This is a genomic window from Aeromonas sp. QDB14 (assembly GCF_027707845.1).
Taxonomy (GTDB): Bacteria; Pseudomonadota; Gammaproteobacteria; order Enterobacterales; family Aeromonadaceae; genus Aeromonas; species Aeromonas caviae.
In genome coordinates this window covers 44,046-63,557 of sequence record NZ_JAPCJD010000024.1, presented here as the reverse complement: position 1 = coordinate 63,557, position 19,512 = coordinate 44,046, and the positions used below count along the sequence as shown (strand labels likewise).

The 19,512-nt window shown below is 62.9% G+C and carries 16 protein-coding genes; 5 read left to right on the top strand and 11 right to left on the bottom strand.

Going from position 1 to position 19,512, the window contains the following annotated elements:
* Positions 1–102: 102 nt before the first annotated feature.
* Positions 103–2,988, bottom strand: a complete 2,886-nt coding sequence (locus PG887_RS10305; protein WP_270821622.1) for an HD domain-containing phosphohydrolase — start codon at positions 2,986–2,988, stop codon at positions 103–105.
* A 216-nt stretch (positions 2,989–3,204) separates the two neighbouring features.
* On the opposite strand from PG887_RS10305, the gene PG887_RS10300 reads away from it, so the two are divergent.
* Together PG887_RS10300 and PG887_RS10295 are read left to right on the top strand one after the other, a co-directional pair.
* Positions 3,205–4,194, top strand: a complete 990-nt coding sequence (locus PG887_RS10300; protein WP_270821621.1) for a luciferase-like monooxygenase — start codon at positions 3,205–3,207, stop codon at positions 4,192–4,194.
* A gap of 183 nt (positions 4,195–4,377) precedes the next feature.
* On the top strand, positions 4,378–4,863 hold the full coding sequence (locus PG887_RS10295; protein WP_201890650.1) for a 2TM domain-containing protein: 486 nt from the start codon (positions 4,378–4,380) through the stop codon (positions 4,861–4,863).
* A gap of 126 nt (positions 4,864–4,989) precedes the next feature.
* Here PG887_RS10295 and PG887_RS10290 read toward each other — a convergent pair whose 3' ends face one another.
* From PG887_RS10290 to lptD, 6 genes are read right to left on the bottom strand one after another with little or no spacing between them, the layout of a single operon-like run.
* Positions 4,990–5,811, bottom strand: coding sequence for a symmetrical bis(5'-nucleosyl)-tetraphosphatase (locus PG887_RS10290; RefSeq protein ID WP_270821620.1), 822 nt, complete (start codon positions 5,809–5,811; stop codon positions 4,990–4,992).
* Positions 5,812–5,817: 6 nt separating this feature from the next.
* Positions 5,818–6,180 carry a Co2+/Mg2+ efflux protein ApaG gene (gene apaG / locus PG887_RS10285; RefSeq protein ID WP_039040023.1) on the bottom strand — a complete coding sequence of 121 codons (363 nt, stop codon included), beginning with the start codon at positions 6,178–6,180 and terminating at the stop codon, positions 5,818–5,820.
* A 4-nt stretch (positions 6,181–6,184) separates the two neighbouring features.
* The gene (rsmA, locus tag PG887_RS10280; RefSeq protein WP_010673207.1) at positions 6,185–6,997 is read right to left on the bottom strand and encodes a 16S rRNA (adenine(1518)-N(6)/adenine(1519)-N(6))-dimethyltransferase RsmA; all 813 of its coding nucleotides are present in this window, start codon (positions 6,995–6,997) and stop codon (positions 6,185–6,187) included.
* Entirely contained in the window at positions 6,987–7,982 is a 996-nt protein-coding gene (pdxA, locus tag PG887_RS10275; RefSeq protein WP_042881321.1) for a 4-hydroxythreonine-4-phosphate dehydrogenase PdxA, read from the bottom strand. The genes rsmA and pdxA overlap by 11 nt, the downstream gene beginning before the upstream one ends.
* Positions 7,983–8,032: 50 nt before the next feature.
* Entirely contained in the window at positions 8,033–9,325 is a 1,293-nt protein-coding gene (gene surA / locus PG887_RS10270; RefSeq protein ID WP_010673209.1) for a peptidylprolyl isomerase SurA, read from the bottom strand.
* 30 nt (positions 9,326–9,355) lie between these two features.
* On the bottom strand, positions 9,356–11,788 hold the full coding sequence (gene lptD, locus PG887_RS10265) for an LPS assembly protein LptD (protein ID WP_039040025.1): 2,433 nt from the start codon (positions 11,786–11,788) through the stop codon (positions 9,356–9,358).
* A gap of 174 nt (positions 11,789–11,962) precedes the next feature.
* Between lptD and PG887_RS10260 the strand changes: the two genes are divergently transcribed.
* The 3 genes from PG887_RS10260 to djlA are packed head-to-tail and all read left to right on the top strand — an operon-like array spanning position 11,963 to position 14,494.
* Positions 11,963–12,973 (top strand): aminoglycoside phosphotransferase family protein, encoded by a 1,011-nt coding sequence (locus PG887_RS10260; protein WP_104454694.1) that lies wholly within the window; start codon positions 11,963–11,965, stop codon positions 12,971–12,973.
* A complete protein-coding gene (gene murU, locus PG887_RS10255; RefSeq protein ID WP_201890655.1) occupies positions 12,970–13,638 on the top strand; it encodes an N-acetylmuramate alpha-1-phosphate uridylyltransferase MurU in 669 nt (222 codons plus the stop codon). Before PG887_RS10260 ends, murU begins: the two co-directional genes overlap by 4 nt.
* Before the next feature lie 19 nt (positions 13,639–13,657).
* Entirely contained in the window at positions 13,658–14,494 is an 837-nt protein-coding gene (gene djlA, locus PG887_RS10250; RefSeq protein WP_202042070.1) for a co-chaperone DjlA, read from the top strand.
* Positions 14,495–14,578: 84 nt separating this feature from the next.
* Here the strand turns inward: djlA and PG887_RS10245 are convergent, their stop codons facing one another.
* The 4 genes from PG887_RS10245 to PG887_RS10230 form a co-directional block, all read right to left on the bottom strand.
* Complete coding sequence (locus PG887_RS10245; protein WP_104454691.1) at positions 14,579–15,934, bottom strand: NCS2 family permease; 1,356 nt, start codon at positions 15,932–15,934, stop codon at positions 14,579–14,581.
* 255 nt (positions 15,935–16,189) lie between these two features.
* Complete coding sequence (locus tag PG887_RS10240) at positions 16,190–16,519, bottom strand: hypothetical protein (protein ID WP_039040029.1); 330 nt, start codon at positions 16,517–16,519, stop codon at positions 16,190–16,192.
* Positions 16,520–16,630: 111 nt separating this feature from the next.
* Positions 16,631–18,298: an energy-dependent translational throttle protein EttA gene (gene ettA / locus PG887_RS10235; protein WP_010673216.1), complete on the bottom strand. Its 1,668-nt coding sequence runs from the start codon at positions 18,296–18,298 to the stop codon at positions 16,631–16,633.
* 198 nt (positions 18,299–18,496) lie between these two features.
* Complete coding sequence (locus PG887_RS10230; protein ID WP_270821618.1) at positions 18,497–19,342, bottom strand: lytic transglycosylase domain-containing protein; 846 nt, start codon at positions 19,340–19,342, stop codon at positions 18,497–18,499.
* Positions 19,343–19,512: the final 170 nt, after the last annotated feature.

The following is a 19,512-nucleotide window of genomic DNA, read 5'->3' as shown; positions in this document are numbered from 1 at the left end:
ATATGGATTTAGGGACTCAGAATACTTTTTTCTGAAAATCAAGGCGGCCTTCCCCGGAAAGCCGCGATGAACCTTTTTTTATGGGCGAGTGTCAGCGGAAGGTCAGTGTGATCCTGCCAGCAGGGCCTGGCATTCGACCTCGTCTAGCTGCTCGGGGGCGAGGAAGCGTCTGGCGTAGTCCCGCCAGATGCCGCTCTCGATGAAGAGGGCAAACAGGGCTGGGTCTATGTGCTGTTCCTGCACCATCTTCACCATGATGGCCAGGGACTGGGAGACCGTTTTGCCTGACTTGTAGGGGCGATCGCTCGCCGTCAGCGCCTCGAAGATGTCTGCAATGGCCATGATGCGGGCTGGAATGCTCATCTGCCCCCCTTGCAACTGGCGCGGATAGCCCGTGCCGTCCATCCGCTCGTGATGGCCCCCCGCAATCTCCGGCACCTTGCGCAAATGGCGGGGGAAGGGAAGCTTCTCCAGCATGCGTATGGTCTGGATGATGTGATCGTTGATCTTGTAGCGCTCCTCTTCGGTGAGGGTGCCGCGGCCGATGGCGAGGTTGTAGCGTTCCCCCCGGTTGTAGAGGTGGGTGGGCACCCGCACCTTGAAGCTCCATGGGTTGTGTCGGGCGAGATTGTCGTGCTCGGGGCGAGGGATGAGATGGACCGCCTTGTCGGCGAGCAGCGACTCGCGGCAGGGGAGGGGAGAAGGGGCCTCCTGGTGGCGCTTGCGCTCCTCCTGACTGATGCCGAGCCGATCGTCCAGAGTGCGCAACCAGGTGCGGCTGGCAATGGCATCCAGCCTGGCGAGCTTCTCCGGCGCCATCCACTCGCCCCCCAGATTGCACTCGGCCACGAAGGCAAACTCCTGATCTAGGGTGTGCCAGAGGGGGATCACGGCCTCGAGGGCGGCCTGCTGCCTGGATGGGGGCAGCAGGGCGCAGAGTGCCTCGATGTGGGCATCCCGCTTGAGCACCTCGAAGCGAGTGCGGATCTCGTGGATCCTGTCGTAAATGGTCTCGAGTTTGGTCGCCTTGTCCACCACGAACTCCGGGGTGGTGACCTTGCCGCAGTCGTGCAGCCAGCTCGCGATATGGATGGCCTCCCACTCCTCTTCGTTGAGCCGGAAATCGGCAAAGGGCCCCGTCTGCTGTGCGCAGGCAGCCTGGGTCAGCATCCTGGCCAGTTCCGGCACCCGCTGGCAGTGGCCGCCGGTGTAGGGGCTCTTGGCATCGATGGCACCGGCGATGAGCTCGATGAAGGCTTCCAGCAGTTGCTTCTGCTCCTCCAGCAGGCGCTGGTTTTCGATGGCGGAGGAGGAGGTGCCCGCCAGTGCCTCGATGAGGCTGATGCGCGAGGCCAGTTCGCGGGCCGAGCAGTCTGGCAGGATCAGCAGCAGGCAGCCGATCAGCTCCTGACGGTGGTTGTGAAGGGGCTCGACCAGCAGTTGGCAGGCACCGGGGAAGGGGCCCCAGTCGGTGAGGTAGCGGGCCCACTGTGCCTCGTCGAGGGGCAGGCAGAGGCGCTCCGTGTGGTAGAGACCGCCGAGCAGCGCCGCCTGCCACTGTACCTGTTCGCACGCCAGCGGCTGCCCCTGCCAGATGGCGTGAACGGCCTGCATCTCGCTCTCCTGGGCCAGGAAGAGGCAGCCGCCCTCGGCCTGGGCTGCCGCCACCGTCTCGTGCAGGATGCGGCTGAGCAATGAATCGAATCGATGCTCTGCTGCCAGCGCCCGGCCCATGTTCATGAAATTGCCGAGGGTCAGGCGCATGCTGGACATGGCGCGGGCGAGGTCGTCAATTTCGCGGATCGCCGAATCCGGCCCCGGGCTTTCGCCAAAGTCGAAGTGCTGGATCCGCTCAGCCTCCCCGGTCAATACCAACAAGGGGGCGGCAGTGCGCCGGGCAGCCAGCCAGATGACGGGCAGCAGGAGCAGCAGACCGGCAAGGGCCCAGGCGAGATTGTGCAGCGCATCCTGGCGCGCCGGGGCGGTGAGCACCTCGGTGGGCACCAGGAGGGCGAGATAAAACGGGGACTCTTCCCCGAGGGAGGAGAGATTGACCAGCCACTCCTGACCCTGAACCGTTGCCAGGGTCAGCTCGGCGGGGTGATGCAGCAGGGCAGGCCGCGCGGCCATCTCCTGTTGCAGCCTGGTGAGAATGGGGTGATTGAGGGCCGACAGCATGGGCAGGCGGCTCAGTTGCTCGAAGCTTGGGAGGCGCTCGGGATCCGTGGCCAGCAGGGTCCCGACCTCGTCAAACAGCACCAGCTGGCTGTGACCGGGCAGGGGCAACTCGCCGATGAGGGAAGAGAGCCCCTCCACGCCCGCATCGAGCCCGATCACCGCCCGGCGATTGTCGCTCTCCACCGCCAGTGTCATGCCTGGCTCCCGGGTAGTGAAGAAGAGGTAGGGGTGGGTCACTATGATGCCCGTGCTCCAGCGCGCCTCCTTGTACCAGCCCCGATCTCGCGGATCGAAACGGTAGTCCGGCATGGGGCGCCGCTCCAGCAGCCGCAGCCGCTGGTCGAAATAGAGGAACTCTCCCTGTCCCTGATGCAGGCTCTGGACCAGCAGGCGGCTCTCGGGCGGAGGCGCCTCCAGCGCCCCTCTCGCTCGTTCGGTCAGCTTGCGAACCAGAAAGAAATCGCCGTCCTCGTAACCGGCATAGATGGCACCGTAACTGGTGCTGTTGGCCAGCACTTCCGCCAGCTGGGGCAGGAAGGCTAGCCGCGTCTCGAGGTCTGTCATGGCGGACAGCTGGCCGCTGCGCAGCAGATTCAGGGACATGCGGGCCGGCCGCTGGTTCAGCTTGATGGCGAGGGCAAGCTGCTCCCGGTATTGCTGGAAGCTTTGACGTTCGTGCTCCAGCCCCTGCTGCATGCCCTGCTGGAACTGCAGCACGATGAGTGCGCCTCCCAGCAAGGAGAAGAGCAGGATGAAAAGGGTGGCAATGTGTACGTAAAAGGGTCTGCGACTGAGACTTGCGTTTGTCATGGACGGATCCTTGTCCCCTGGCGATCGCCGTATTGGTCACCTAACAGTGTGCTTGCTGGATGACAAAAAGCCTAGGACTCGATCTTGCGCTCTTCGGCCCGAAATCAACAGTCGGCCTCCGGGCTGCCCCCTTGCCCTGTGGTGAGATGATTCGTCCAGATATCTCGTGCTACATTGCTCCCCTGATAAACGCCCTGTGAACCAATGGAGTGTCCCATGTCTGTCGTCCCCTATTCTGTGCTGGATCTGGTGCCCGTTCCCGAAGGTGGTCTGCCGGCCGAGTCGTTTCGCCACTCGCTGGATCTGGCTCGCCATGCGGAGCGCTGGGGTTACCACCGCTACTGGCTGGCGGAGCACCACAACATGCCGGGCATTGCCAGCGCCGCCACAGCGGTGCTGATTGGCCACCTGGCCGGGGGCACCACGACGTTGCGGCTCGGGGCTGGCGGCATCATGTTGCCGAACCACTCCCCCCTGGTCATTGCGGAGCAGTTCGGTACGCTGAGTTCCCTCTATCCGGAGCGCATCGATCTCGGCCTGGGCCGCGCCCCTGGCAGCGATCAGCGCACCATGCAGGCGCTGCGCCGCCAGCGCAGCGGCGAGGTGGATGACTTCCCGGCGGATGTGCGCGAACTGATGAGTTATTTCGGCGACGAGGTCGGTGCCGTGCAGGCGGTGCCGGGTCAGGGACTCCATGTGCCCATCTGGCTGCTGGGCTCCAGCCTCTACAGTGCCCAACTGGCAGCGGCCATGGGGTTGCCGTTCGGCTTTGCTTCCCACTTCGCTCCCGCCATGTTGCTGCAGGCGCTGGAGATCTACCGTACCCAATACCGTCCCTCTGCCCGCTGGCCCAAACCCCATGCGGTGGTGTGCGTCAATCTGATCGCCGCCGACACCGATCGTGAGGCCCGCTTCCTGTTCACCACCCTGCAGCAGCAGTTCCTGCGTCTCTACCGGGGGGATGCCGGCAAGCTGCCACTGCCGGTGCAGACGCTGGGGGATGAGTGGTCTCCCCGCGAATTGATGGCGATGGAGCAGACCCTGGCTCGCTCCCTGGTGGGGGAGCCGGATCGGGTACGCCACGGCCTCAAGGCTCTGCTGGCAGAGACCGGAGCGGACGAGCTGATGTTCAACGGCCCCATCGTCGATCATCAGGCGCGCCTGCGCTCCTTCGAGATTGGTGCCGAGCTGATGCAGGGGTTGTAACCCCCGCGACGCCTGGCCGCCAGCGGCACGCCAAGCCTGGCTGCTCGGGGCGCAAAAGCCACGATTGCGTGGTAGTAAGTTTATGATTTTTAAAGGAAGTCAGGTGAGTGTCGGCCATCTGTCGTGTCGCCTCTCATCCCCTTCCCCTATGCTGGCCCTGTCAATCACCACAAGGAGCGCAAGATGATCGTCAGGAAGTTGAGATTGCAACGGGGATGGTCCCAGGAACAGCTGGCGACCCTCACTGGCCTGAGCGTTCGCACCATTCAGCGAATAGAGCAGGGCCAGCAACCCGGACTGGAATCCCTCAAGGCCCTGGCCGCCGTCTTCGAGCTCGATGTGATCCAACTGCAGGAGAGCGAGATGAAAGGGAATGAGGGCGAAGATCGGGGACGCGTGCAGGTGGCGCGGGATGAGCGGGAGGCGATGAAGTTCGTGGAGGGGCTCAGGGGCTTCTACGGCCACCTCATGAGCTATGTGCTGGTGATAGGGGGGCTGTTTGTCATCAACTACCTGAGCAACCCGGACTATATCTGGGCCTGGTGGCCCATGCTGGGATGGGGGCTGGGGCTGGCTTCTCACGCCATCAACCTGTTCCAGCCCTTCAAGCTGTTTGGCCCGGAATGGGAGCGGCGCCAGGTCGAGAAACGGCTGGGGCGCAGGCTCTGATCCGCTCATCATGAAAAAACGGGCCCGGCATTGCCGGGCCCGTTCTGTTTTCAGCTCCATTTCGCAGGAGAGGGCATTGCTCTCCTCTCAACGGCGGATCATTCCCATGTTCCGCAAAGAGCCGCTCTACTTGGCATAGGCCGGGCAGGGGGTGGCGATCAGGGCGTCGTCCTCGTAGCGCCACAGGGTGAGGCTGTTGCCCCAGACGCACCCGGTGTCGAGTCCCTTGATATCGGATTTGCCGGTGTTGCCCATCAGGGCCGCCCAGTGGCCGAAGACCAGGATGGGGTCATCCACATGGTGCTCGCGCTGCTCGAACCAGGGGCGCAGGCCCGGGGTCGATTCGGTGGGGCCCTTCTTGCATTTGAAGTCGAGGCGCCCGTCGAAGTAGCAAAAGCGCATCCGGGTGAAGCTGTTGATGATGTAGCGGTAACGCTCTATGCCCAGCAGGTTGTCGTTCCAGCTGTCGGGCTGATCGCCATACATGTTGTGCAGCAGCCAGCTGTACTGATCCCCGCGCAGCAGACTCTCCACCTCCCGGGCACAACTGCGGGCGGTGTGGGCGTCCCAGGCGGGGGAGAGGCCCGCATGCACCATCATGATGGGCAGGTCGGGGTGTTCTGCCAGCAGGGGACGGTGACGTAGCCACTCCAGCAGCTCGTCCCGATCCGGCGCCTCCATCAGCGCCTGCAGCTTGTCTTTCTTCTTGAGCGGGACGACTCCGTGGGCCACCGCCAGCAGGTGCAGGTCGTGGTTGCCGAGCACGGTGACGGCCTGCTGTCCCAGTGATTTGACGAAACGCAGGGTGTTGAGGGAGTCCGGCCCCCGGGCGACGAGATCGCCGCACAGCCAGAGCGTGTCGTTATCGAAGTCGAACTCGGCAAGATCCAGCAGACGGCGCAAATCGTCGTAGCAGCCCTGGATATCACCGACGAAACAGTTCGCCATGAAACCTCAGTTGATTATGTTGGGGACGGCCAGCGTGAAGGGGGCGATGGGGGCTTCGAATCGTTGCCCCGATTCATCCTGCAGGATGTAGCTGCCTTCCATCACGCCAAGCGGTGTGGCGAGGGGAACGCCACTCTGGTAGGAAAAGGTCTCGCCGGGGGCGATCAGGGGTTGTTCACCGACCACGCCGGGACCTTCCACTTCCAGCATCTTGCCATTGGCATCCGTAATGAGCCAGCGTCGATGCAGCAGTTGCACCGTGCCCGGACCCAGGTTCTCAATCTCGATGCGATAGAGAAAATGGTAGGGATCTGCGGTTCCCGCCACATAGCTGGGGTGGGGGCGGACCACTATCCGGGCTTGGGTCATGGGATCAGGCCTGTTGCTGGTCGGCCAGCCAGTTGGCGATCGTGACGAACTGCTCGAGGGAGAGATTCTCCGGGCGCAGGTTGCCATCGATGCCAAGCTCGGTCAGCTGGGCGTCGGTGATGAAGTTGGAGAAGCTGTTGCGAATGGTCTTGCGACGCTGGCCGAAGCCCTCGGTGCAGACCCGGTTCAAGCAACGAATGTCTTTCGCGACGATAGTCGGGTTCTTGTGCGGGATCAGACGCACCACGGCGGAATCCACCTTCGGCGCCGGCTTGAAGGCGCCCGGGCCCACTTCCAGCACCGGCACTACCTGACAGTAGTACTGGGTCATCACGCTCAGACGGCCATAGGCCTTGCTGCCCGGGCCGGCGGCCAGACGCAGCACCACTTCCTTTTGCAGCATGAAGTGCATGTCCTCCACCCGGTCGGCAAATTCGCACAGGTGGAAGATGAGCGGGGTGGAGATGTTGTAGGGCAGGTTGCCGAAGATGCGCAGCGGCCCCTTGCCTTCCCCCATCAGGGTACTGAAGTCAAAGCGCATGGCATCGGCTTCGATGACGGTCAGCTTCTCTTTCAGGGTCGGGTGTTCGCGCAGACGTGCGGCAAGATCCCGGTCCAGCTCGACCACGGTCATCTTGTCCATCTGGGCGGCGACCGGCTCGGTGAGCGCGGCCAGACCCGGGCCTATCTCCACCAGATTCTGACCCGGTTGCGGGTTGATGGCGGCCACTATCTGGTCGATCACATACCGGTCGTGCAAGAAGTTCTGACCGAAACGCTTACGGGCCGTGTGGCCCATGTGCACCTTACTGCTCATATCTTTTTTTCTCTACCATCTGGATGGCGTGGTTGATCGCGGTGGTGAGGCTGCCGGGGTCTGCCAGGTTCTTGCCTGCCAGATCCAGCGCGGTGCCGTGGTCCACCGAGGTACGGATGAAGGGAAGTCCGAGGGTGATGTTGACCGAGTTGCCAAAGCCCTTGTACTTGAGCACGGGCAGCCCCTGATCGTGGTACATGGCGAGTACCGCATCCGCATCCTTGAGGTATTTGTCCTGGAACAGGGTATCGGCCGGCAGCGGGCCGACCAGATCGATCCCTTCCTGGCGCAGGGCGACCAGGGCGGGTTCGATGACATCGATCTCTTCACGGCCCAGATGACCCCCTTCCCCGGCATGGGGATTGAGGCCGCAGACATAGATCCGGGGCTGTTCGATGCCGAATTTGCGCTTGAGATCCGCATCCAGGATGCGGATCACCTTGCCAAGGCGATCCTCAGTGATGGCCTTGGCCACATAGGCAAGGGGAATATGGGTGGTCGCGAGGGCCACTCTCAGCCCTTCGGTGGCCAGCAGCATCACCACATCGGCGGTGTCGGACTGCTGGGCGAAGAACTCGGTGTGACCGCTGAACGAGACGCCCGCCTGGTTGATGATCCCCTTGTGCACCGGCCCGGTCACCACGGCGGCAAATTCGCCGCTCAGGTTGCCGTCGCAGGCGCGCTGCAAGGTAGCCAGCACATAGGCGCCGTTGCCCTCATCCAGCTTGCCTGGCACCACGGGGGCGCCGAGCGGCACGGGGCAGACGGTCAGAGTCCCCGCCCGCTGCGGACGGGTGGGGGCGCTTTCGTCATAGGGTTCAAGCTCGACGGACAGCCCCAGCAGGGCGGCCCGTTCGCGCAACAGGGCGGGATCGGCGATCACAACCAGCTGATGGGGCCAGGCCCGCTGGGCAATCTGCAGGACCAGATCCGGGCCTATGCCAGCCGGTTCACCCGGGGTGATGGCAAGCCGGTGGCAGCTCAGCTGTGCCTCGGCGTGCCCTGGATGCGCCTTGTTCATCTGCTTGTCGCCCATCAATTGGGTTCGATCTGGATGTAGGCTTCGTCGCGCAGCTCATCCAGCCAGGCCTGGGACTCTTCGGCGAAGCGGCGGTTGAAGATGAGCTGGTAGGCGCGTTGCTCCTGGGCCTTGCCGGTGGCGTCCTGGCTGCGGCGATCCTCGAGCTGCACGATGTGCCAGCCGTGGCTGGTGCGGAAGGGTTCGCTGATCTGGCCCGGTTGCAGGCGCCCCAGCATGTCGCGGAATTCCGGCACATAGACGTTGGGATCAGACCAGCCCAGCTCGCCACCCTGCACCGCAGAGCCCGGATCCTCGGAGTATTTCTCTGCCATGCTGGCAAAGCTGGCCTTGCCGCTCTTGATGTCGTGCAGGATGCCGTCCAGGGTGCCCTTGGCCTTCTCCTCGCTCAGGATGATGGAGGGCTTGATCAGGATGTGGCGCGCCTTCACCTCGGTCTGCATGACCTGTTGCTGACCCTTGGTGTCGAAGATCTTGATGATGTGCAGACCGGCGCCGGAGCGCAGCGGGCCGACGATGTCACCCTTGCCGGCCCCTTGCACGGCTTCCGCCATCAGGGTGGGCATCTCCTGCGGGCTCAACCAGCCCCAGTCACCCCCTTCCAGCGCCTTGGGACCGTTACTCTCGGCAATGGCCAGCTTGCGGAAGTCGGCCCCCTCTTTCAGGGACGCCAGAATGCGCTCGATCTTGGCCTTGGCAGCGTTGAGCTGCTCGGCATTCGGGTTGTCCGGCAGCGCGACCTGGATATGGCCGATATGATATGACGTCTGCTGCTGGCCCTGTTTGCTCAGGGCCTCGACCACCTGCTTGACCTCCTGATCGGAGATGTTGATGCGACGGCGGACCTGGCTGCGGCGCACCTCGTTCATCAGGATCTCGCGGCGCACCTCCTCACGGTACTGGGCGTAGGTCAGGCCTTCCCGCTCCAGTTGGGCGCGCAGTTGCTCCAGGTTCATCTTGTTGTCGGCGGCGATGCTCTGAATGGCCTGTTCCAGCTGGGTGTCACTGATCTTGAGCCCCTGGCGCTCCGCCAGTTGCAGTTGCAGGCTCTCCTGGATCAGGCGATCCAGCGCCTGCTTGCGCAGGGTGACGTCATCGGGCAGGGACTGGCCGCTCTCCTGGGCGGAGGCCTTGACCTTTTGCACCAGGGCCTCCTGCTGACTGGCCAGCACCACATCCTTGTTGACCACGGCCAGCACCTTGTCCATCAGCTCGGGGGCGGCGAGGGCACCCTGGCTCATGACTCCGAACAGGCCTGCGGTCAGCAGGGAAATCAACGTCTTCTTCATATCCATCTCTCAAGGCGTTTGCCAGACCGATTACTGGTCTCGCAGGTTAAACGGACGAATGTAAGGCAGTGCTTCGGTGTCCAGGGAGGTGCCCTTGGAGCCGGTACCCACGCTACCCAATCCTTTCATTTCAAATTGAATGCCGAGGCTGCGCTCGGACGTCGGGGTCAGGTTCACGTTGTCTGGCGTGTTGACCCATTCCAGGTTGAAGTTGATGCTCCAGCAGCAGGAGTCGTATTTCAGACCCACTTTGCGGTCCACTTTGACGTTCTGGTTGAGCTCCTGATAGTAGCCGCCATAAAGGTGCCAGCGATCGTCCAGCGGGGTGGTCAGCAGCAGGCCGATCTGGTTGAGATCCGTCACCTGGCCCTTGTGGTCGAGGTCGTAGTTGGCATCCCGCACGAAGCGGTGGTTCAACTGGCTGATCAACTTCTCGTGACGGTATTCCAGGGCGCTGTTGGCAGAGCTTATCTGGCGCTGTTCCATATCATATTGTGCCCCCGCATGGGCATACCACTGCTCGTTGATCTTGGCGTCACCCTCGAACGACAGCGGGGAGCGGGTATTGGTACTCAGCTCATCGCTGCTGTAAAGCTTGACCCTGGGCGCCACGAAGTCGAAGGCTTGGGCAACGGCCAACCGGATTCGTTCATCCCCGGCCGGATCATAAATGCGGGTGGTGACCCCCAAGGAGAGCCGGTTGGAGTCGCTGATGCGGTCCAGACCGGCGAAGCGGCGATCGCTGAAGAGGCTGTAGTAGTCCTGGCGCATGGTGGTGGAGTCATAGACACCAATGTTGTCCTGATCCTTGTAGGGCACATAGAGGTACTGGAATTCAGGCTCCAGGGTCTGGTTGGCGCCCTCGCCAAACCACTGCTGATCCCGCTCGAAGGTCATGCCGCCCTTGAGACGGAACGAGGGCAGTACCCGGGTGATGGTCCCCTCTTCCAGGGTGACGTCGCCGCCCTCTCTCGGGGTGAAACGATTGGTGAAGGTGCTGCTCATCTGGTCAGGCACCGTCTGGTCGTAACGGGTGTACATCAGCTTGTACTGGCTGTCGAGGAAGTAACCCGCCTCGTCAACGAGAGGGATGGTCAGGGTGGGGGCCGTGTAGACCCGGGTGCCGGTGTAGGCTTCACCCTTGTTCTGCTCGATGGCCTGATCGTTGTTGTAGCCGAAGTTGGTCAGTTCGGTATTCCAGGCCAGATCGTACCAGCTGCCCTGCTGGTAGTAGTTGTGGTTGATGCGCGGCATCAGCTCGTGGGGCTGCTGTGCGCTGGCCAGCAGGATCTGGTAGGTCCGTACCTCGGCATCGAGGTTCCAGTTCTGCTGGTAGTAACCCGCCTTCAGGGATTGCTGCAACTGGTTGTCGACCTGGGTCCCCACCTTGGGGGTGAAGTCGTTGAAGTAGTTGTAGTCCTGGTCCCGTACCTTGGTGTAGTCCACCGACACCCGCATGGCGTTGTCCATGAACATGGAGGTGTGGCGGGCACTGAGCAGGTAACGGTGACCATCAGAGAGATGCTGATTGAGGCTGGCCGTCTCGTCGTACTGCTTGTCGTCCGCCAGGTTCTCGAAGTAGAGGCTCCCCACGTGGGCCGGGTCCGGCATGTAGCGGAACTCGACCTGTTCCATCAGGCCCCGTCTGTCCATGAAGCGGGAGGTGATGGTGGCATCGTAGTTGGGGGCGATGTTCCAGTAGAACGGCTGGGTGATGTCCATACCGTTCTTGGAGCTTTGGGTATAGCCCGGGTAGAGCAGACCGGTCTTGCGCTCATCCTTGATGGGGAAGTTGATATAGGGGAAGTAGAAGACCGGATAGTCATAGAGCCAGAGGCTGGCGTTCCAGGCCTCCCCGAATACCTCGGACTGATCGATGTCGATGCTGCCGGCCTTCAGGGTCCAGGCCTCCTGGCCCGGTGGGCAGGTGGTGTACTGGGCCCCTTCCAGAGTGATGTTCTGGTTGTTGTTGGTCATGGTCACCTTTTCGGCGAAGCCGCGCACCGGTGAGCCATGGACCTGATACTTGCCCTCTTCCAGCTCGGAGTTCTTGGTGTCCAGGTTGGATTTCAGGGTTTTGTCGCTGGTGACCGTGATCTGGCCATCGTTGTAATAGATGTTGCCGATGGCGATGACATCCCGGCTCTTCTGGTCGAGCTGGGCATAGTCGGAGTCGAACTTGCGCACGCCCTGGCGCACCTTGACGTCACCCTCGTAGACGGCGGTACCGCCCTGCTTGGCCTCCAGGCGATCGGCATCCACCTCGACGGGCTGGGCATTGGCGTCCTGGTCCGCACTGGGCTTCTCTATCTTGGGAACATAGTCATAGCAGAGGCTGTCGAGGATCCCGGTAGCGGGTGGCGCATTGAGTGGCGCTGCCTGGGCCATGAGCGGGCTCAGGGCAGGAACAAGGCTGATGGTCAGGGCGATGGGACAGGAGTATCCCAGTGTCCATTTTGTCATGTGAAAGGCTCGCGCAATCCGTAGTAAAAACGGTGGATTCAGGGCATGCATTTTATGTCAGGATCCATCGAGTTGACATTGCATGTCATTGCTTTATGTTAGCCGGCAATGATAAAGCATTATTGCGGCCAGGGCTAACAGCCAAGTGCTGCTTTCCAATTTGGTTCCCGACTCATGCACGATCGCGCTTCCCTGCTTTTGCAATGGGCTCGCCGGATTTCCGGTGACGCCAACCTCTCGTTGACGCTTATTTCCGGTGACGCCAGTTTCCGCCGCTACTTCCGGGGCGGCGGTCTGGTGTGGGTGGATGCTAATCCGAAAACCGAAAAAAATCATGAATTCGTTCGCAATGCGGCCGCCCTGCACGATGCGGGGCTGCTGGCCCCCGAGGTAAAGGGGGTCGACTACGAGCAGGGATTGCTGGCGGTGACGGACCTGGGGGATACCCAGCTTATCGGCTGCCTGAACGAAGCGAGCGTACTGGCCTGGTATGGCAAGGCCATCGCCCTGTTGCCAAGGCTCGGCACCGTGACGCTCGAGCTCGAGCCCTTCGATGAGGCCTTCATGGCCCGCGAAAATGCCATCTTCCCCGAGTGGTTGCTGGGACATCACCTGCAACTGACCCTGAGTGATGAAGAGCAGCAGTTGCTGGCGGAGACCTTCGCCTGCCTCACGGCGAGCAACCAGGCCCAGCCACAAGGAGTGATGCACCGGGACTTCCACAGCCGCAACCTGATGGTGTGCGGCGGGATGAACCCGACGGAGAGCGACCTCGCCCTTATTGACTTCCAGGACATGGTCATCGGGCCGCTGAGCTATGACCTGGTTTCCCTGCTCAAAGACTGCTACGTGCGCTGGCCGGACGCGGTGATCGAGCAGGGCATGCGACTTGGCTTCGACACCCTGCAAGGGGCCGGCCTGCTCGGCAATCTGGACTATGCCGCGTTTCGTCGCGCAGCCGATCTCACCGGCATGCAGCGCCATCTCAAGGCGGCGGGTCTCTTCACCCGCCTCTATCACCGCGATGGCAAGGCCGGCTACCTCAAGGACATTCCCCGCACCCTCGGCTATGTGGTCGATGTCTGTCGCAGCCATGGCGCCGCCTATCCGGTGCTGGCCCGCTTCGGCCAGTGGCTGGAGCAGGTGGTGCTGCCCGGATTGGCGCGCACCGGGGTGACACCATGAAGGCGATGATCCTGGCCGCGGGGCGGGGGGAGCGGATGCGCCCGCTCACCGATCTGCTGCCCAAGCCGCTGCTGGCGGCGGGGGGCAAGCCGCTCATCGTGCACCACATCGAGAAGCTGGCTGCTGCCGGGGTGACCCAGCTTGTGATCAACCACGCCTGGCTCGGACACAAGCTGGTGGCGGCCCTCGGCGATGGCAGTGCGCTCGGGGTATCCATCCACTGGTCGGCCGAAGAGAGCGCGCTCGAGACCGCCGGCGGCATCGTGCAGGCGCTGCCCCTGCTGGGCAGCGAACCCTTTCTGGTGATCAACGGCGATACCTGGCTCGACCTGGATTATCGCGCTCTGGTGAGCCAGCCGCTTGGGGAGGATCTCGCCCACCTCTGGCTGGTGCCCAACCCTCCCCAGCATCCGAAAGGGGACTTCTCCCTGCAAGCGGGTCGGGTGCTGGACACCCCGGCCCTCACCTTCAGCGGCGTCGGCCTCTATCACCCCGCTGCCTTTGCTGGCTTGCCCTGCGGGGCGCGCAAGCTGGCCCCCCTGCTGCGCGACTGGATGGCGCAGGGACGGGTGGGTGGCAGCCTGCTGGCAGGCGAGTGGCGCGACATCGGCACAGTGGATCGGCTGCGCGAGCTGGACGAGAAACTGCTCGCCGGCACCCATTAACATCACGAGGTCTTGAACCATGCGTATTTGGGGCAAGGTGCTTGGCACCTTCTTCGGTTTTCTGCTCGGCAACATCTTCGGTGCCCTGCTGGGCCTGTGGATCGGCCATCGCTTCGATCGGGGCATGGGGATCCGCGGGGCCTTCCAGCGGGCACCCAGCCAGCAGCAACAGGCCGTCTTTTTCCATGCCACCTTCGCCGTCATGGGCCACATCGCCAAGGCGAGCGGCCAGGTCACCGAGCACGAAATACGGGTCGCGTCCAACCTGATGGATAGGATGCGTCTGGCCGGAGAGCAGCGGGTACGGGCTCAGGAGTCGTTCCGCCTTGGCAAGGAGAGTGACTTCCCCCTGCGCGAGACCCTGGCGGAGTTTCGCCAGGCGAGCCTGGGGCAGCGCGACATCCTGCGCTTCTTCCTCGAGGTCCAGCTGCAGGCCGCCTTCGCCGACGGTCAGGTGGAGGCGAACGAGCGGGCCATCCTGCAAACCATCGCCGACGAGCTGGGGTTCAGTCGCATCGAGCTGGCCCGCATTCTGGCGATGGCCGAGGCGCAGATGAACTTCTTCAACCGGGCGCACGGTGGCCAGTATCAGGATGGCGGGCACGGCGGACAGCAGTACCGCCAGGAGCCCCCCTCCCGGGATCGCCTCAAGGATGCCTATCAGTTGCTCGGGGTGAACGAGAGCGACAGCGATCAGGAGATCAAGCGTGCCTATCGCAAGGAGATGAGCAAGCATCACCCTGACAAGCTGGCCGCCAAGGGATTGCCCCCCGAGATGATGGAGATGGCCAAGGAGAAGACCCAGGAGATCCAGCAGGCCTGGGAGTGGATCCGTGAGGCCCGCGGCATTCGCTGAGCCCTGTACCCGCCATAAAAAAATGCCCGTCGATGACGGGCATTTTTGTTTTCAGAGTCTGGTTTTCTTTCCATGGAAGAAAAATCAGTGGGCATCGACCCAGACAAACTTGAGGACGAAGAGCAGGGCCACCACCAGCACGCAGGGGTTGATCTCGCGCCAGCGGCCGGTGCCTGCCTTCATCACGCAGTAGGAGATGAAGCCCACGGCGATCCCCTCGGTGATGGAGAAGCTGAACGGCATCATCACCGCGGTCATGAAGGCCGGCACCGCTTCGGTCAGGTCTTCCCACTTCACCCGGGTCAGCTCGGAGCACATCAGCACGCCCACGTAGATGAGGGCCCCCGCTGCGGCATACGCCGGCACCATGGCGGCCACCGGAGAGAAGAAGATGGCTAGCAGGAAGAGGATGCCCACCACGATGGCGGTCAGGCCGGTGCGACCACCGACGGCGACGCCGGAGCTGCTCTCGATGTATGCCGTCACGGACGAGGTCCCCATGAAGGCGCCGCCGACGGAGCTGACGCTGTCCACCACCAGGGCCTGCTTCATGCGCGGGAAGTGCCCCTTGTCATCGGCCAGCTTGGCGCGGTTGGTCACGCCGATCAGGGTGCCGGAAGAGTCGAACAGGTTGACCAGCATGAAGGAGAAGATGATCCCGGCGAGGCTGATGTCCAGCGATCCCATCAGGTCCAGCTGGCCGAAGACCGGTGTAATGCTCGGCGGCACGGAGACGAAGCCCTTGAAGGTGACGTCGCCGAACAGCCAGCCCAGGGTGGTGGTCACCACGATGGCGATGAGCACGGCTGAGTGGACGCCGCGGGCGGAGAAGATGCAGATCAGGAAGAAACCGAGCAGCCCCAGCAGGCAGGGCAGGGAGGTGAGGTTGCCCACGGTCACCATGGTGGCGGGGCTCGCGACCACGATGCCGGCATTGTGCAGGCCGAGCAGGGCGATGAGCAGACCGATGCCGGCGGTGATGCCGACCCGAAGTGTCAGGGGAATGTTGGCGATGAGCCAGTAGCGTACCCGCAGCAGGGTCAGGATCAGCAGGCCCAGCGCACCCCAGAAGATGGTGCCCATGCCCACTTGCCAGGAGTAGCCCATGCCGGCCACCACCACGAAGGCGAAGAAGGCGTTGAGGCCCATGGCGGGAGCCAGGGCGATGGGCAGGTTGGCCAGCAGACCCATCAGGATGCTGCCGATGCCGGCGATGAGGCAGGTGGTAACGAACACGGCCTGGGTATCCATGCCTGCCGCAGAGAGGATCTGCGGGTTGACGAAGACGATGTAGACCATGGTCAGGAAGGTGGTGATGCCGGCGATCACCTCGGTGCGGGCCGTGGTGCCATGACCGCGCAGGGCAAACAGGCGCTCGAGCAATCCCTGCCCGGCAGCCGGGCTGGCGGTCTGCCCGGTAGCGTGATGTGGTTGATTCATGTTGGATTCCAATGGGTGACGTGAAATAGGCAGCAGGGGGCCCGGCCCATCCATGCGGGGCGACGGACCCTGATTCTGGCGGTGAAGTGACCAGACTCGTCCTGATACCGTGACAGCGCGCACATTTTCACACAGGCGGCCAGGTTTACAAACCCCGGATGTGCGAGGCGGATCAATGAATAGAGTAAAAATTCAAACGTTTTCTCCCGGAGGCCGGAGAAAGGGGACCAATAGAGCCCCGTTTCCACATCGGGATCAACGGTTTTTCTGGTAGCGTTCGATAAGCTGGCTCAGCACGGCATCGCTTTGCTCCAGCAAGGGATCGAGGGCCAACCCCATGCGTTGCAGCAGCAGGGTGGCCTGGGTTTCACTCAAGGGGCGGCCATCAAGGAAGTAGGCCTGCTCGGCCAGTTGCTTGTCATGGCGGGGCAGCAGCACCCAGTGCACCCGTCGGGGTTCGATGGCGGCGAGGATCCGGTTGGCGGCCGCGCAGAAGGTATCGATGTGCTGCTTGCCATCCGGCCCCAGGCAGCCGGGTTCGAGCCGGATCTGGATGGTGAGTCTGGTGGTGGAGGCTTGGGTCATGGGTCGCTATCGCTGGGGAATAGGTGGAGATTGTAAGTCAGAAGAGGCAAAAAAGGGGAGCCCCGGCTCCCCTTGTGACGTCATGCCTGGCGGCGCGGCTGTTGCCTCGCCTTACTTGGCAATGCGCTTGTACTTGGCGCGGCGCGGCTGGATAGCCTCGGCACCGTAGGTCTTCTTCTTCCACTCTTCGTATTCGGTGAAGTTGCCTTCAAAGAACTCGATCTTGCCCTCGTCCTGGTAGTCCAGAATGTGGGTGGCGATGCGGTCGAGGAACCAGCGGTCGTGGGAGATGACCATGGCGCAACCCGGGAACTCCAGCAGGGCGTTCTCGAGGGCGCGCAGGGTTTCGATGTCCAGATCGTTGGTCGGTTCATCCAGCAGCAGCACGTTGCCGCCGGTCTGCAGCAGCTTGGCCAGGTGCAGACGGCCACGTTCACCACCGGAGAGCTCGCCGACCCGCTTCTGCTGGTCGGAACCCTTGAAGTTGAAGCGGCCGATGTAGGCGCGGCTCGGGAACTCGTAGTTGCCGATGCGCAGGATGTCCTGGCCGTCGGCGACTTCCTCGAACACCGTCTTCTTGTCGTTCATGCTGTCGCGGAACTGATCCACGGAGGCCAGCACCACGGTGTCACCCAGGGTGATGGAACCGGAATCCGGCTGCTCCTGACCCGACATCATGCGGAACAGGGTCGATTTACCGGCACCGTTCGGACCGATGATGCCGACGATGGCACCCTTCGGAATGGAGAAGGAGAGATCGTCGATCAGCTGGCGGTCGCCATAGGACTTGCAGAGGTTGGCCACCTCCACCACCTTGTCGCCCAGGCGCGGTCCGGGCGGAATGAACAGCTCGTTGGTCTCGTTGCGCTTCTGGTAGTCGTTGGTGTTGAGCTCTTCGAAGCGAGCCATACGAGCCTTGGATTTGGCCTGACGGCCTTTCGGGTTCTGACGAACCCACTCCAGTTCCTTCTCGATGGACTTGCGACGGGCGGCTTCGGAACTGGCTTCCTGGGCCAGACGGGCATCTTTTTGCTCCAGCCAGGAGGAGTAGTTGCCCTCCCAGGGGATGCCTTCGCCGCGGTCCAGCTCCAGGATCCAGCCCGCCACGTTGTCGAGGAAGTAGCGGTCGTGGGTGATGGCCACGACGGTGCCTTCGTAGTCGTGCAGGAAGCGCTCCAGCCAGGCCACGGATTCCGCATCCAGGTGGTTGGTCGGTTCGTCCAGCAGCAGCATGTCCGGTTTTTCCAGCAGCAGGCGGCACAGGGCCACGCGGCGGCGCTCACCACCGGAGAGGTGCTTGATCTGGGCATCCCAGGCCGGCAGGCGCAGGGCATCGGCCGCGCGCTCCAGCTGGTTTTCCATGTTGTGGCCGCCCTGGGCGGCGATGATGGCTTCCAGCTCGCCCTGTTCGCGGGCCAGCTTGTCAAAATCCGCATCCGGGTCGGCATAGGCTGCATAGACCTCGTCGAGGCGCGCCATGGCGCGTTTGACGTCGCCGACCGCCTCTTCGACCGCTTCGCGTACGGTCTGCTCCGGATCCAGCTTCGGCTCCTGGGGTAGGTAGCCGATCTTGATGCCGGGCTGCGGACGGGCTTCCCCTTCGATCTCGGTGTCGATACCCGCCATGATGCGCAGCAGGGTCGATTTCCCGGCGCCGTTCAGACCCAGCACGCCTATTTTGGCCCCCGGGAAGAAGGAGAGGGAGATGTTCTTGAGAATATGACGCTTGGGCGGCACGACCTTGCCAACCCTGTTCATGGTGTAAATAAATTGAGCCATTGGCTAATTCTCTTCCTTTCAGCAGTTTAATGTCTTGGCATTAACAAACTGATGTCGTGGTGGGGCCGGGTCGACGGGCCGTCAACCCGGTTCCAAAAAACCCGTCGATTGTAAACCAATGGGACAGGGGCGGCAAAGCCGGGCGCCGCAGGCCGGGACGGCCGACAGGCGCGAGGGAAGAGGGGCAACCGGGCAAGCTCAGCGCGGTGAGCTGCGACGGGCAGGTTTGTCAGGATCCTGCCCCGAGTAGTAGAGCACCCGCTGCACATACTCCTGGGTTTCCTGATAGGGCGGCACACCGCCGTGGCGCAGCACGGCTTGCTCCCCGGCGTTGTAGGCGGCGCTGATCCTCACCCAGTCCGGACCGAACTGCTTCTCCAGCCACTTCAGGTAGATCATGGCACCACGGATGTTCTGCTGGGCATCGAACGGCCGGGTCACGCCGAAGCGGGCCTGGGTTTCGGGAATGAGCTGCATGACGCCCTGCGCCTGCTTGGGGGAGACGGCGGTGCTGTTCAGATTGGATTCGGCGATGGCGATGGCCAGGGCGAGCTGGGGGTCCACTTTGTGACGCTGGGCGGCCTGGCGGATCATGACGGCCAGCTTTTGCTTGGCCTGTGACTGTCTGGCCAGGTAGCGCTCCTGATCGAAGGGGGTACTGGGGCGTACCCAGGGAGCACCACCGCCACCGCCTCCGATGCCGCAGGTACCCAGGGGGGCATTGCCGACCCGCTCGTTGTAGTAACGGGCGGCCTGCTGGTTGCCAAGGCGCATGGCCATGGCCAGGTAGGCGTTGGCGCTGCGGGCATTGCGGATCCCCTGGGGGCCGCGGGCCAGCAGGCGGCCGATGCGGTAATAGGCTTCCGGGTTGCCAAGGTTGGCGGCGGTGCAGTAGTGGGCGATGGCCTGCCTCGGATTGCCCTGTTCCATGGCGGCGCCCTGGCGCAGTGCGCTCATGGCCTTGGGGGCCTGACGAAAGAGATCTGCGTGGGAAGTGGTGGCCAGCAGTATCAGGAGTCCCCAGCCCCAGAGTCGTTTTTTCATGGAAACCTCGTCTTTGGTATCCGCAACATATAGGCCCGATCCGGGGAGGGACGCCAGCCAGCAGATGGAACATCTGGTTATGTGGGTGAGCAACAGAGATGAAAACGGTATGGAACTTTTGGTGCAGGGGAGAGGCGGTATGGCTCCCGGGTCAGTGACTGCTTTGACAG